This is a genomic window from Sphingomonas sp. LM7, assembly GCF_002002925.1.
Taxonomy (GTDB): Bacteria; Pseudomonadota; Alphaproteobacteria; order Sphingomonadales; family Sphingomonadaceae; genus Sphingomonas.
In genome coordinates, this window is record NZ_CP019511.1 from 1773062 (window position 1) to 1787155 (window position 14094).

At 65.3% G+C, this 14094-nt stretch carries 14 protein-coding genes; 8 read left to right on the forward strand and 6 right to left on the reverse strand.

Annotated features, from left to right (window positions below; translation table 11 throughout):
* The first annotated feature begins 24 nt into the window (after window positions 1–24).
* The 8 genes from BXU08_RS08020 to BXU08_RS08055 all read left to right on the forward strand — a co-directional run bounded on the left by BXU08_RS08020 (window position 25) and on the right by BXU08_RS08055 (window position 9650).
* Window positions 25–1059: a flagellar motor switch protein FliG gene (locus BXU08_RS08020; RefSeq protein WP_077509577.1), complete on the forward strand. Its 1035-nt coding sequence runs from the start codon at window positions 25–27 to the stop codon at window positions 1057–1059.
* A gap of 1 nt (window position 1060) precedes the next feature.
* Window positions 1061–1735 carry a FliH/SctL family protein gene (locus BXU08_RS08025; protein WP_253190552.1) on the forward strand — a complete coding sequence of 225 codons (675 nt, stop codon included), beginning with the start codon at window positions 1061–1063 and terminating at the stop codon, window positions 1733–1735.
* Window positions 1736–1998: 263 nt separating this feature from the next.
* On the forward strand, window positions 1999–3618 hold the full coding sequence (gene fliF, locus BXU08_RS08030) for a flagellar basal-body MS-ring/collar protein FliF (protein ID WP_077509578.1): 1620 nt from the start codon (window positions 1999–2001) through the stop codon (window positions 3616–3618).
* 10 nt (window positions 3619–3628) lie between these two features.
* Window positions 3629–3979: a flagellar motor switch protein FliN gene (gene fliN / locus BXU08_RS08035; RefSeq protein ID WP_077512169.1), complete on the forward strand. Its 351-nt coding sequence runs from the start codon at window positions 3629–3631 to the stop codon at window positions 3977–3979.
* On the forward strand, window positions 3979–5313 hold the full coding sequence (locus BXU08_RS08040) for a sigma-54 dependent transcriptional regulator (protein WP_077509579.1): 1335 nt from the start codon (window positions 3979–3981) through the stop codon (window positions 5311–5313). Before fliN ends, BXU08_RS08040 begins: the two co-directional genes overlap by 1 nt.
* 70 nt (window positions 5314–5383) lie before the next feature.
* Entirely contained in the window at window positions 5384–7465 is a 2082-nt protein-coding gene (flhA, locus tag BXU08_RS08045; RefSeq protein WP_077509580.1) for a flagellar biosynthesis protein FlhA, read from the forward strand.
* 67 nt (window positions 7466–7532) lie between these two features.
* Window positions 7533–8981: a flagellar hook-length control protein FliK gene (locus BXU08_RS08050; RefSeq protein WP_077509581.1), complete on the forward strand. Its 1449-nt coding sequence runs from the start codon at window positions 7533–7535 to the stop codon at window positions 8979–8981.
* A gap of 9 nt (window positions 8982–8990) precedes the next feature.
* Window positions 8991–9650, forward strand: coding sequence for a flagellar hook assembly protein FlgD (locus BXU08_RS08055; RefSeq protein WP_077509582.1), 660 nt, complete (start codon window positions 8991–8993; stop codon window positions 9648–9650).
* A 62-nt stretch (window positions 9651–9712) separates the two neighbouring features.
* On the opposite strand, the gene BXU08_RS20515 is transcribed toward BXU08_RS08055, so the two are convergent.
* From BXU08_RS20515 to flgH, 6 genes are all read right to left on the reverse strand, one after another.
* Complete coding sequence (locus BXU08_RS20515) at window positions 9713–9916, reverse strand: cytochrome b6-f complex subunit PetN (protein WP_366926579.1); 204 nt, start codon at window positions 9914–9916, stop codon at window positions 9713–9715.
* A 65-nt stretch (window positions 9917–9981) separates the two neighbouring features.
* A complete protein-coding gene (locus BXU08_RS08060; RefSeq protein WP_077509583.1) occupies window positions 9982–10323 on the reverse strand; it encodes a hypothetical protein in 342 nt (113 codons plus the stop codon).
* A gap of 127 nt (window positions 10324–10450) precedes the next feature.
* Complete coding sequence (locus BXU08_RS08065; RefSeq protein ID WP_077509584.1) at window positions 10451–10852, reverse strand: hypothetical protein; 402 nt, start codon at window positions 10850–10852, stop codon at window positions 10451–10453.
* A 168-nt stretch (window positions 10853–11020) separates the two neighbouring features.
* Window positions 11021–11878 carry a flagellin gene (locus BXU08_RS08070; RefSeq protein ID WP_077509585.1) on the reverse strand — a complete coding sequence of 286 codons (858 nt, stop codon included), beginning with the start codon at window positions 11876–11878 and terminating at the stop codon, window positions 11021–11023.
* A 300-nt stretch (window positions 11879–12178) separates the two neighbouring features.
* Window positions 12179–13033 carry a flagellin gene (locus tag BXU08_RS08075; protein WP_077509586.1) on the reverse strand — a complete coding sequence of 285 codons (855 nt, stop codon included), beginning with the start codon at window positions 13031–13033 and terminating at the stop codon, window positions 12179–12181.
* 288 nt (window positions 13034–13321) lie between these two features.
* Window positions 13322–14077 (reverse strand): flagellar basal body L-ring protein FlgH, encoded by a 756-nt coding sequence (gene flgH / locus BXU08_RS08080; RefSeq protein ID WP_077509587.1) that lies wholly within the window; start codon window positions 14075–14077, stop codon window positions 13322–13324.
* Between the last annotated feature and the right edge of the window lie 17 nt (window positions 14078–14094).

The window sequence follows — 14094 nt, forward strand, 5'->3', positions numbered from 1 at the left end:
GCATTTTTCTGTGAGGGGTCCAGAATGAGCCTGATGGCGCCGATTGCCGAGCCGGTCGAACTCAAGCGCTACAGCGGTCCGCAGCGTGCAGCTGCGCTGATGCTGGCGCTGGGCAAGCAGCACGGCGCTCCGATCTGGGAGCAGCTGACCACCGACGAGATCAAGGAGCTTTCCTCGACGATCGCCGGTCTCGGCCGCATTCCGTCGCAGGTCGTCGAGCATCTGCTTGTCCAGTTCACCGGCGAGATCGCCAGCATGGCGTCGATGCACGGCAGCTACGAGACCACCGAGCGCCTGCTCGCCGGCATCCTGCCGAACGAGAAGGTGAAGGAGATCATGGAGGACATCCGTGGTCCTTCGGGCCGCACGATGTGGGACAAGCTGTCCAACGTTAGCGAGTCCGTCCTCGCCGGCGCGCTCAAGCACGAATATCCGCAGACCGTCGCGGTCATCCTGTCGAAGCTGCGCCCCGATCACGCCGCGCGCGTCATCGCCGAGCTGCCGCGCGAATTCTCGGTCGATGTCGTCATGCGCATGCTGCGCATGGAAACTGTCCAGAAGGACGTGATCAACCAGGTCGAAGCGACGCTCAAGAGCGAGTTCATGACCAATCTCTCGCGTTCGCAGAAGCGCGATCCGCACGAGGCGATGGCCGAGCTGTTCAACTCGCTCGACCGTTCGACCGAGGAAGCGATGCTCACCGCGCTCGACAACAAGGCGCCCGACAGCGCCGAGCGTATCCGCGCGCTGATGTTCACCTTCGAGGATCTGTCGAACCTGCTGCCGGCGGCCATTTCGGTCATCGTCCGCAACGCCGACAAACGCGAGATGGCGCTGGCGCTAAAGGGCGCCCCGGATCAGCTCAAGCAGATGTTCTTCGGTGCGATGACCGAGCGCGCAGCCAAGCTGATGCGCGAGGACATGGCGGCAATGGGTCCGATCCGCGCACGCGATTGCGAAGAGGCCCAGTCGGCACTCGTCCGCCTCGCCAAGAGCCTTGCCGATCGCGGCGAGATCCTGCTTGTCGATCCCAAGTCCGACGATGCGATGATCATCTGATATGACCATGGCCTTCCAGACCGTCGAGCGTTTCGCTTTCGACCGCATCTTCTCGACTCCGGCGAGCGAGAGCGCGACCATCCCGAGCGGCGACATGCTGCTCGAGATTTCCGCACTTCGCGCCGAACTCGCGCTGCTTCGCTCGGATATCGACGCACAGGTCAATCTCGCCCGCGCCGAAGCGTTCGAGGCCGGGCTCGCCCAGGCCCGCGCCGAGCGCGACGTCGCGCTGCTGAGCGCAGTCGATGCGCTGCACGCAGGAATCGAGGCGCTTGATGATCGCTTTGAAGACGTATCCAAGCGCGTGACCGGCGAAGCTGCCGAAATCGCCCTCGCCGCCGCCGACATGATCGCCGGCCGCGCGATCGAGGCAGTGCCCGCCGAGACAATCGACGCGGCAATCGGCCGCGCGCTTAGCCAGGTCGCCCGCGGCACCGAGCTCGAAATCCGCGTTCATCCCGATCTGATCGAGGCGATCGAAGGCCGTATCGCCGATCGTCAGGCAAAGGACCGCCGCAAGCTCAACCTCACCGTGATCGGCGACGTGACGATTGCGATCGGCGACGCGCTGATCGGCTGGGAACAAGGCGGCCTCGCCCTCGACGCCACCGCCCGACGCCAGGCAGTGATGGAAGAGCTCGAAACCCTGTTGCCGAGCCCCGCTGGCGCGAACTGAGTAATCCTGGAGGAGCCGCGCCGCAGGCGCGGTCTCCGCATGCTGACAGGGACAACGCCGCAATGCGGCGCCCCTCCACCACGCCCTGCGGGCGCGGTCCCCTCCTCGAGCCAGCTCGGGGAGGATTTTTCGTACCTGAGCGCACCTCCGCAAACGCCACTAGGCAAAAAATTCCCACCCGGCACAAACTGCCGCCCGCCACCCCTCTATAATTCAATTATGGAGGCATTTCCGCCTCCGCAGGTCGACACCACGGGGCGGCATTGGAAGCGATCAAGAAATTTGCCGGGCAGCTTGGCCCAAAGCGGCTGATGCTGATGGGCGGAGTGGCGTTCGCGCTTCTCGCCGCGCTCGCGTTCGTCGCGACGCGCGGTTCCGATCCGCAGATGGGGTTCCTCTATACGGATCTCGATCCGGCGGCCGCGGCGACGATCACCGAGAAGCTCAAGGCGCAGAACGTCGAGTATAAGCTCTCGGCCGACGGCAGCTCGGTGATGGCCCCGCAGGACAAGCTGGCCGAGCTCCGCATGAGCCTCGCCGGCGAGAAACTCGGCGGCAAGATCGGCTATGAAGTGCTCGACGAGGAGCAGCCCTTCGGCGTCTCCGCCAGCCGCGCCAAGATGAACGAGACACGCGCCGTCGAAGGCGAGCTCTCCAAGTCGATCCAGACCATTCAGAACGTCAGCGCCGCACGCGTCCATATCGTGATGCCCGAACGCGCGATGTTCGCCGCCGAGAGCCGCAAGGCCACCGCCGCGGTGACCGTCAAGACCAAGGGGCGCCTCTCGTCCGAGATGATCGCCTCGATCCGCTACCTCGTCTCCTCCTCGGTTCCGGAGCTCTCGCCTGAATCCGTCTCAGTCGTCGACCAGACCGGCGCCCTGCTCGCCCGTGCCGGCGAAGCCGGTTCGGCCGGCGGCGCCGACGCCGATGAACGCCAGCAGGCCGTTGAGGCAAAGCTGCGCGAGGAAGTCGAATCGCTGCTCGAGCCGATCGTCGGCCAAGGCAAGGTCCGCGCCGAGGTTTCCGCGCAGATCGACCGCGACCAGACCCGCGAGGAATCGAACGTGTTCGATCCCGACAAGCAGGTCATCTCGCGCCAGGTCAGCGTCGAGAATGGCGAGCAGAACAGCGAGCAGGACTCCGGTCCGCAGACCGCGACCGTCGCCAACCAGATGCCCGATGCGCAGGCACAGGCCCCGGGCGCCCCGGGCGCCGGCAAGCAGTCGCGCAGCAACCAGAATTCCGAAGACACCACCTACGACAACAGCTCGACCAAGACGGTCACGCTGCGCGGTCCCGGCAAGGTCACCCGCCTCACCGTCGCGGTGATGGTCGATGGCGGCGAAAAGGGCCTGCCCCAGCCGCAGATGCAGCGCCTCCAGCGCCTAGTCGAGAACGCCGTCGGCCTCGATGCCGAGCGTGGCGACAGCGTTGTGGTCGAGAGCATGCGCTTCGCCAACGACGACAGCCTGGCGGACAAGGAATCGGGCATCTTTTCGACGCTGCCGATGGACCGGATCTGGGGCTTGCTGCAGATCGTCATCATCGGCGTGGTCGGCCTGATCGCCCTGCGCATGATCAAGCCCAAGATCGCGCCGCAGTCCGAAATGCCCGCACTCCCAGGCCCGGCCGGCGAAATCCCGATCACCGGCCAGTCGCCCGAGATGCTCGCCCTCGCCGAACGCGCCGCCGACGGCGACGAAGAAGCGATGAAGCAGCTCGAATCGATGAACGCCGACCAGCCTCTGCTCGATCAGGAGATCGCGCTCGCCCAGGTCGACGGCCGCATCAAGCTCTCCGCCCTCAAGCGCATTGGCGATGCGATCCATGCGAGCCCGCCCGAAGCGGCCTCCGTGATCCGCCAATGGATGAACACGTAAGGATATGACGATGAACATCGAACCCCACGACATCATCCCCGCCGACGCCAACGACGCAAGCGGCCCCGTGTTCGAAGACTTCGAACCCTTCCCCGGCACCGAGCAGGCGCCGATTGGCTCGGAAGGCCTCGAGGCCGTCCACGACGTGCCGGTCAAGGTCCAGGCAGTTCTCGGCCGGGCGCGCATGCCCGTCGGTGAGTTGCTCCATCTGACCTCGGGCACGGTGGTCGAGCTCGACCGCCGCGTCGGCGAGCCGGTCGACATCTTCGTCAACGATCGCCTGATCGCCCGCGGCGAAGTCGTGCTGATCGATAACGCACTGGGCGTGACCCTCACCGAAATCGTTCGTCAGGACCGTTGATGCCGAATACCATCCGAATGATCCTGGTCGGTGCGCCTGGCGGCGAATTCCGCCGCGCGGCCGAACTGGCCCGCGACGCCGGCGCCGCCGTGTCGATGGCCGACACGCCGGAACAGGCGCTCGATCTGCTCCGCGAAGGCGGCGGCGACATGGTGATGATCGATGTCGACGCCGACATCGCCGGCTTCATGGCCAGCCTGCGCGCCGAACGCTTCACCATTCCCGTGCTCGCCTGCGGCATCCAGGCTTCGGCCGAGCGCGCCGTCGCTGCGATCCGTGCCGGCGCCCGTGACTATGTTCCCCTACCCCCGCAGCGCGAGCTGATCGCCGCGGCGATCGCGTCGGTGATCGAGCACAAGGCACCGGTTCGCATTGGCGACCATCCGGCCCTCGCCCGCGCGCTGTCGCTGGCGACCGCCGTCGCGCCGACCGCTGCGCCCGTCCTCGTCACCGGCGAGACCGGCAGCGGCAAGGAAGTCATGGCCCGCGCGATCCACGAGGCCTCGGGCCGCGCGAATCCGCTCCACGTCGTCGAATGCGCCGGCGTCGGCGCAGACGTGCTCGAATCCGAGCTGTTCGGACACGAAGCCGGCGCGTTCCCCGGCGCCGTCGCCCGCCGCATCGGCCGGCTCGAAAAGGCCGGACAAGGCACGATCTTCCTGCGCGAAGTCGGCAAGCTCGCGCCTGCCACCCAGGCGCGGCTGTTCGAAGCCCTTCAGCAGCAGCGCTTCTACCGTATCGGTGGCGAAGAAATCGTGCCGTTCCACGCGCGGCTGATCGCATCGACCAGCATGGACCTCGAAGCTGCAGTCAACGCCGGAAGCTTTCGCGCCGACCTGCTCATCCGCCTCGGCCTCGTCCGCGTCGAAGTGCCGCCGCTCCGCGCGCGCGGGGGTGACCTGGCGCAGCTCGCCCAGCATTTCGCTGCGCAGCTAGCCATCTCCGATGGCGTTCCCGCGCGCCCGTTCAGCGAAGCCGCGCTGGTGCTGGTCTCGCGCTATGCATGGCCGGGCAATATCCGCGAGCTGGAGGATTGCATCCACCGCGCGGTTCTGCTCGCGCAGGGCCCGGCGATCGAGCCGGACGACCTCGTCCGCTCGGACGGCACGCGCCTGCTCGATCTCGAGCTCGCCGAGCCCGGCGGCCTGCAGATCGAGAGTCTGGTCGGCCGCACCGTCGAGGAAGTCGAGCGCGAGCTGATCCTCCAGACGCTGACGCGCTGCCACGGCAACCGCACCTCGGCGTCGAGCATCCTCGGCATCTCGGTCCGGACGATGCGCAACAAGCTGCGCACCTTCATCGAAGCCGGCATCGCGGTCGCCCCCGCGCCGTAGTTTCCCGAGATTTACCAAAATCCTCCCGACCGACAGGGAGGCGCCGTCATCAGGTTACAGGGACCGATAGATGCCCCCCGCTGTCATGAACATCTTGAACCGCATCGGCATGAGCCGCGATCTCGCGCTCGCGGGCGCCGTCGTCGCGATCATCGGCATGCTGATCCTGCCGATGCCGGGCTGGCTGCTCGATCTCGGCCTCGCGCTGTCGATCACGATCGCCGTGATGATCCTGATGACCTCGCTGTTCATCGAGAAGCCGCTCGAACTCAGCGCCTTCCCGACGATCCTGCTGATCGCAACGATGTTCCGGCTCGGCCTCAACCTCGCCTCGACCCGGCTGATTCTCACCCACGGCCATGAAGGCCACGGCGCCGCCGGCGGCGTCATCGGCGCGTTCGGCGAGTTCCTGATGGGTGGCGAGGTCATCATCGGCCTCACCATCTTCATGATCCTCATCGTCATCAACTTCGTGGTGATCACCAAGGGCGCCGGCCGCATTGCCGAAGTCGCCGCGCGCTTCAGCCTCGATTCGATGCCCGGCAAGCAGATGGCGATCGACGCCGATCTCTCCGCAGGCATGATCGACGAGAACCAGGCCAAGGAGCGCCGCGCCGAAGTGGAAGCCGAAAGCGGCTTCTACGGCGCGATGGACGGTGCCTCGAAGTTCGTGAAGGGCGACGCGGTCGCCGCGCTGCTAATTACTGCAGTCAACATCGTCGTCGGCCTGACAATAGGCGTCGTCTCGCACGGCGTGCCGGTCGGCGAGGCGTTCCACACCTATACCGTGCTCACCGTCGGCGAAGGTCTGGTCAGCCAGATCCCCGCGCTGATCATCTCGATCGCCGCGGGCCTGCTCGTCTCGAAGGGCGGCATCAAGGGCAAGACCGGTAGCACGCTGGGCGATCAGCTCGGCCGCTACCCCAAGGCGTTCGGCATGGTGTCGTTCCTGATGGGCGCGCTGGCACTGATGCCGGGCCTGCCCTTCATCCCGTTCGCGATGTTCTCGGGCGCCGCCGGCTATGCCGCGTGGAAGATGAGCAAGAATGCCCAGGCCCGGGCCGCGCTGGAACTCGCCGTCGAGGCACAGCAGCAGGCACAGGCCGCCGTGGTCGAGCAGCCCATCTCGCAGACGCTTGCGCTCGACGCCGTCCGTATCGAGATCGGCTATGCCCTCCTGCCGATGATCAACGACGAGCAGCGCGAGCCGCGCCTCGACGATCAGGTCCGCGCGCTGCGCCGCCAGATGGCGACCGATTTCGGCTTCGTCCTCCCCTCGGTCCGCATCATCGACAATATGGGCCTCAAGCCCAACGAATACGTCATCACGATCAAGGAGACCGAAGCGGCGCGCGGCGAGATCAAGCTCGAAAAGCTGCTGCTGATCAATCCGGGCGGTGGCCCCGTCGGCCTGCCGGGCGAGAACACCAAGGAGCCGGTGTTCGGCCTCCCCGCGCTGTGGATCGATCGCGAGCTGCGCGACGAAGCCGGCTTCCGCGGGCTGACCGTCGTCGATTGCGGCACCATCATCACCACGCATTTGACCGAGCTGGTCAAGGACAACATCGCCGACCTGCTCTCGTACACCGAGACGCAGAAGCTGCTGACCGAGGTCCACAAGGACTCCGAGAAGCTCGTCGCCGATATCGTCCCGAGCAAGGTTTCGATCTCGAGCGTCCAGCGCATCCTGCAGAACCTGCTGTCGGAAGGCATCTCGATCCGCGACATCCCGACGATCCTCGAAGGCATCGCCGAGGCCGCGCCACTGACTGCCAATCTCACGCAGATCACCGAGCATGTCCGTGGCCGCCTCGCCCGCCAGATCAGCGCCTCGCAGGTGCGTGGCGAAGCGATCCCGGTGGTCACGCTGTCGGCCGAATGGGACCAGGCTTTCGCGGAGTCGATCCTCGGCCAGGGCGATGATCGCCAACTGGCCATGGCCCCGTCTTCGCTGCAGAAGTTCATCCTGTCGGTACGCGAAACCTATGACCGGCTGGCGCAGGACGGCGAGATCCCCTGCCTGCTGTGCAGCCCGTCGATCCGCCCGTTCGTCCGCTCGATCATCGAGCGCGTCCGCCCCGCGACGGTGGTGCTCTCGCAGAACGAAATCCACGCCCGCGCCCGCATTCGTGCACTCGGCACGATCGGCTGAGACCGTTCACTACGCAAATCTCCTATAATGAAGAAGCGGTCCTAGAGGCCGGGCAAGAGGCGACCGGATGCAGATCAACCCCTTCGGCTTTCCGCTAGGCGCGGGCACGCAGCCCGCACCGGGATTCGGTGCCGCCGAGCTCGGCTTTGCCGAGGCGCTTGGCGTCGCCATCGAAGGCGGGGCGCAACCGGTGCGCCTCGTGGCATCGCCCACGCCGCCCCAGACGCTCAATCCCAAGCTGCAGGCATTGCTCGCGCAGACTCAGCTCGCCGCGCAACCCGCGCCGGAGATCGCCACGCTGCCGGGCTTCCAGCAGACGACTTCGCTCTCGCAGTTGATGGCCACTGCCGCCAAGTTGCCGACTGCCGACGCCATGCCGGTGGCCGAACCCATTCTGCCTGCCGGGCAGCCTGCAACGACGCCAGTCGTGGGCACCACCGCGCTGGCCGTAGCCGCACAGCCGGACGGCAAGGCCGTGCCGACGACGATTCCGGCCGAGCCCCGTGCGACTTCTTCGCAGCCCGCTACCCCTGCCCCGCAGCCGGCGACGGTTGCCGCGCAGGCCGTGCCCGAACCCGAACCCGAACCCCAGCCGGAAACGACGCAGTCTGTCGAGGGTGTCCCGGCAAAACCGCAAAAGGGCCCGCGCGCCGGCGCCGCAGCATGCGATGCGGACCCGATCCCGACGGCCGACGCCAAGACGGCCGTGCCGATCGACATGCTCGCTACTGTCGTAGTCCCGCAGCAAGTCATCCAGCCGCAGGTTACACCGCGCGACGTTGCAACGCCACAGACCGGCAATGCTGCAACGGGCATCAAGAAGGTCACCCTGGCCGCTGCACCAACGGATGCCGGCGCCCAGGCCATCAGCACCGGCAACGTCGACTTCGCGCGCGCTATCGCTGCCCGTGGCGAATCCACCGGTTCGGAAGCGAATGCAGATGGCCAGGCGCAGCCCGACGCCGGGATCACGATCGCCGCCAAGGCCGATTCCGTCGCGCCGCAATTCCCGCAGCCGACGCATGCAGTCGCTGCGGCCGATCCCGCCCGCACTGCCACCGCAGCCGCGCCCGCTCCGACTGCCGAGCCGATGATCGAAGCCCGCGCCAACCATCTGGGCCATTCGCTGGGCGTCGAGATCGCGCGCAAGGTCGAGCTCGGCGAAGAAACGCTGCGCATTCGCCTCAATCCGATCGAACTCGGTCGTATCGAAGTGACGCTCGCCTTTGACGACAAGGGCAGCCTGCAGGCCACAGTGCGCACCGAGAGCGCGCAGGCGATGGACCTGCTCCGCCAGGACATGCCCGACCTCGCCCGCACGCTCGACCAGGCCGGCGTCCGCACCGACGCGCAGAGCTTCCGCTTCGAGAACCGCAGCGGCGACGGCGGCGGCCAGCAGGGCCAGCAACCTTCCCAGAATCGCGGCCAGTTCGCCTCGTCCGACGACGACGCAGCCATCGCCGAACCCATTTACCGCCCGATCCGCAGCGACGGGCAAGTCGACCTTCTCGCCTGAGGAATCACCATGACCACCGTCAATTCCACCACGTCGGCAGCCGTGACCGACGCGAAGACCGCCGCCGCTTCGTCGAAGATCAACGCCGATTTCGACATGTTCCTGAAGCTGCTGACCACGCAGATGCAGAACCAGGATCCGCTCGATCCGATGGACACTGCGCAGTACACCCAGCAGCTGGTGCAGTATTCGCAGGTCGAGCAGTCGATCGAGCAGACCAAGACGCTCAAGGAAATGCTCTCCGCGTTCGGCACGCAGAACCTGATGCAGGCTTCGGCGCTGGTCGGCGCGCAGGTCGAGACCAACTCGGCAGTGTCGGGCCTCAGCGCCGCCACCCCGGCGCAGTGGACCTGGTCGTCGACGCGCGACGTCACCTCCATGACTGCCACGATCAAGGACGAGAAGGGCAAGATCATCGACACGTTGCCGATCACCGCCACCGGTGCCGCCGGCGCCTTCACCTGGGACGGCACAACCAGCTCGGGCAAGAAGGTCGATCCGGGTCTCTACAAGCTCGAGCTTGAGGGCAAGGACGCATCGGGGACCAAGGTCGCCGCGACTGCGCACGCCTTCGGCAAGGTCAACGATGTCGAGCTGGACAATGGCTCGGTCAAGCTGACCATCAACGGTCTCAGCGTCTCGACCGCCGATCTGCTCCGCGTCGGCTGATCCCCAGTATCTTTTCCAGCCTCATGGCGCCGGAGCGGTATCCCCGCTCCGGCGCTTTCTTTTTACCTAGGCAAATTATGCATACTGCACAAATACTTAGCGTGCATTTTTGGCCCTGTAAGGCATCCCTCGGCTCGTTCGCAGCCTATAATAAATGTAGAGAGACGGGTGGGCGTTCCGATCCCCTCTACGACCCGCTCGTCTCTTCTCCCCTTTGACGGCCGCCTTCCCTCGCGGCCCCAAACGACAAGAGCCAGGCTGGTCATGACCAGCCTGGCTCTTCAGGTTTGCGCCCCGCGCGAAACCGGGAATCTGGATTGGCGCGCCCGGCTCAGCCGTGGGCGGCGGGCATCAGCGCAGCGCGGCGCGTGTCGAACGGCAGCTGGAACAGCTCGGCCGAAGCAATCACCGGGGTCGTCTCGACCGTGAAGTCATCGAGCTCGCAGCCAGCGATCGCAGTCGGAGCAGTGAGCATCGCGATGCAGTCGGCGATCGAAGGATCCTCGCGCGGCCCGATCGTGTCGAGCACGTCCGACAACGCCATGCCTGCCTGCAGCGCCTTGTCGGCGGCAGCGCCCCACAGCGCGCGGGCGTCCGCCACGTTCAGCGTCAACGTCACCGTGAAGGCCGTGCCGGCAGTCGCAGGAGCATTGCTGATGTCGCGAAGATTCATGCGTAACCCTTTTTGTTTTTTTGCCGATCCGGCTTGCCCGCCCAATGCATCAGCGTCGCGCCGCGCCGTAGTCCGGGGATGCCCCGATACGTAGATTACCGGTGTCGGTGACGCCGGTGTGACGAACTCAATGGACGCGTGCCTCGGCGCGCCGCGCCAGCTCGCGCGCATGCGCCGCAACCAGGCACAATTCGGCGTAAAGCCGGTCCCAGAAGGGTGCGGGAATTTCCAGCATCGTGTCGCCGTCCTGGCTGAGCTCCAGCGCGGCGCGCGGCTCTAGGCCGAGCGCGAAGCGCGTGCTGAACGTACCGTCGACATGTTCGTCGGGAAGGTCGTGCGGCACTGCGAGGCGCGCCGACATGATATAGCCCGCCAGCACATCGGTGCCGTATCCGTCGAGCAGGATACGCGGGCGCCCGGTCATGTCCGGCCGTTCGAGCACGACGAGCGCGCCCGAAGGATGCTCCTCGACGCTGACGCGCAGCTTGCCGCCGAATGCGTCGGTGATTTCTCGGATACGTGGGAACAAGCGACTATCTCCTTGCCATCATTATAGATGGGTCAACCATTATGACGGCGGAGAACCGCGGATTTCGTTGTGCGCCCGGCCGGGCCGCACGCACAAAAAAAGAGGCCGGGACGTTGCCGTCCCGGCCTCTCTCTGTCGTCAGGTAAGCTTCCAGGGAAAAGCTTGACCTTAACGGAACAGCGACGTGATGGTCTGGGGCGCCTGGTTGGCGATCCCGAGAGCCTGCACACCGAGCTGCTGCTTGACCTGCAGCGCCTGCAGGCGCGCCGATTCCTTGGCGAGGTCGGCGTCGACAAGGTTGCCGATGCCGCTCTCGATGGTGTCGGAGAGCTTGCTGGTGAAGGTCGACTGAGCGTCGATCTTGCGCGATGCCGCGCCGAGCGTGCTCAGGCTGGTCTTCAGGTTCGACTGGGTCGTGGTCAGCGTGTCGATCATCGCCTGGGCATTTGCCTGGCTGCTGATGTTGCCGCTGGCGCCGACGGTCACAACCGAACCACCAAGGTCGAGACCCTGGTTGGCAACGCTGAGCGAGTCCGGGTTCCAGGTCGTTGCCGACGAGGTGTCCGAATCCTTCAGCGACTGCAGTGCAGTCACGGTGCCGCCCGAAGCCTTCAGCAGGTTCGTGCCGTTGAAGTCCGACGAGTTGACGATCGTCGTGATCTGATCGCGCAGAGCCACGAAGTCGTTGTTCAGCGCGGTACGCGTTGCATCGTCGATGCCGGCGTCAGCAGACTGATAGGCCTTCGCCTTCATCTGGTTGACGACGTCCGAGATCTGCTCGGCGCCAGCCACTGCAACGTCGGTCACGCTCTTGGCGCGGCTCAGCGACGAGGAAACGGCCTTCAGGCCGCCCATGTCGCCGCGAAGGCCCTGAGCGATGGTGTACGATGCCGAGTCGTCCTTGGTCGAAGCAACGTTCAGGCCGGTGTTGATGCGGCTCTGAACCTGCGACAGGCCCTTGTTCGTCTCGTTGAGGCTCTGAAGAGCCGCCATCGCGCCGGTGTTGGTGTTGACAGAGAAACCCATGATAATTTCCTTCTTGGACAAGAGCCGCTTCTGCAGCCCGGACCGGAAGCGCCGATCCGCGACCTGGCGCCTTCGCGCCCTGCAGGTTCATTTTGGGAAGATTTCCCGGAGGACCAAAATTACTCCGCGAATTTAAATGGTTAGCAATTGGTTACCGCTGGCACAGCATCGCCAACCCGTTCGTTTCACGGCAAAAATCCGGTCTCTCTGATGCGCGTTCGGCGCATAAAAAAAGGGCCGGGACGTCGCCGTCCCGGCCCCTCTCTGTCGTCAGGTAAGCTTCCAGGGAAAAGCTTGACCTTAACGGAACAGCGACGTGATGGTCTGCGGTGCCTGATTGGCGATCCCCAGAGCCTGCACACCGAGCTGCTGCTTGACCTGCAGCGCCTGAAGCTTCGCCGATTCCTTGGCGAGGTCGGCGTCGACGAGATTGCCGATGCCGCCCTCGATGGAGTCGGAGAGCTTGCTGGTGAAGGTCGACTGAGCGTCGATCTTGCGCGATGCCGCGCCGAGCGTGCTCAGGCTGGTCTTCAGGTTCGACTGGGTCGTGGTCAGCGTGTCGATCATCGCCTGGGCCGAAGCCTGGGTGGCGATGCTGCCGCTGGACGAAACGGTCACGACCGAACCACCAAGGTCGAGACCCTGGTTGGCAACGCTGAGCGAATCCGGGTTCCAGTTGGTGGTGCCCGTGTTCGAGTCCTGCAGCGACTGCAGTGCAGTCACGCTGCCACCCGAAGCCTTCAACAGGTTCGTGCCGTTGAAGTCCGACGAGTTGACGATCGTCGTGATCTGATCGCGCAGAGCCACGAAGTCGTTGTTCAGCGCCGTGCGCGTCGCATCGTCGATGCCGGCGTCAGCAGACTGATAGGCCTTCGCCTTCATCTGGTTGACGACGTCCGAGATCTGCTCGGCACCCGCGACCGCAACGTCAGTCACGCTCTTGGCGCGGCTCAGCGACGAAGAAACGGCCTTGAGGCCGCCTACGTCACCGCGAAGGCCCTGAGCGATCGTGTACGAAGCCGAGTCGTCCTTGGTCGAAGCAACGTTCAGGCCGGTGTTGATGCGGCTCTGAACCTGCGACAGGCCCTTGTTCGTCTCGTTGAGGCTCTGAAGAGCCGCCATCGCGCCGGTGTTGGTGTTGACAGAGAAACCCATGATAATTTCCTTCTTGGACAAGAGCCGCTTCTGCGACCCGGACCGGAAGCGCCGATCCGCGACCTGGCGCCTTCGCGCCCTGCAGGTTCATCATGGGAAGATTTCCGGTCACGCCAAAATAATCGTGCAATTTTATATAGTTGCCGAACAGTTAAATCGGGTCCTACCTTAAGTAGACCAACGTATATTGAGGCCGATGCAACATTCGACACGGGTCGCGGGCAAAATAAAAAGGGCCCGTCCGATTGCTCGGACGGACCCTTTCACCTTCCCCCCGAAGGGCTTAACTCAGAACGGGAACAGCGCGTCGTAGATCTGCTGGCCCCAGCGTGCTTGCTGCGCGTCGGTTAGCTGGCCCTTACCGCCATAGATCACGCGTGCCTCGGCGATCTGGCTGTGGCTGATCGAATTGTCGCGCGCGATGTCCTCGGGACGGATGATGCCGGTGACCAGCAGTTCGCGCATCTCGAAATTGACGCGCACTTCCTGCTTGCCGCGGATCATCAGATTGCCGTTGGGCAGAACCTGCGTGACGATCGCCGCCATCGTCATGTTGATCGTCTCGGAACGCGCGGTGTTGCCGCCGCCCGAATATTTCGAGCCGGAATCGGTCTCGAACACCTTGCCCGCGTCGGCGCCCACCAGCTTGGCGACTGGCGCGATGCCGAGCAAATTGCCCAGGCCGCCGCTCTCGGACCCACCGCGAGTGCGCGAGGTGTTGTTGCCGATATCGGCCTTGTCCTGGATGTTGATCTTGATCGTCAGGATGTCGCCGGTCTTGCCGGCGCGCTGGTCGCGGAAGAACGCGCCCGCGCCGGTGCGGAACAGCGACGCGCTGGGCGCCGGAGCCGGCTGCTGCATCGCCACGGCCGAGTTCGGGCGGCCGCGATCCGAAGGCATCGCCAGCGATGCTTCGACGTCGGGCGTCGCGATCGGGTCGATGCCCGAAAGCTTCGGCGCCTTGCCGACCTGTTGAAGGCGGCCGACCGAGCCGCAGCCCGAAACCATGGCGCCGAGCGCCACGAGAAGAATGATCTTGCGCATGTTGATTCCCTCTACGC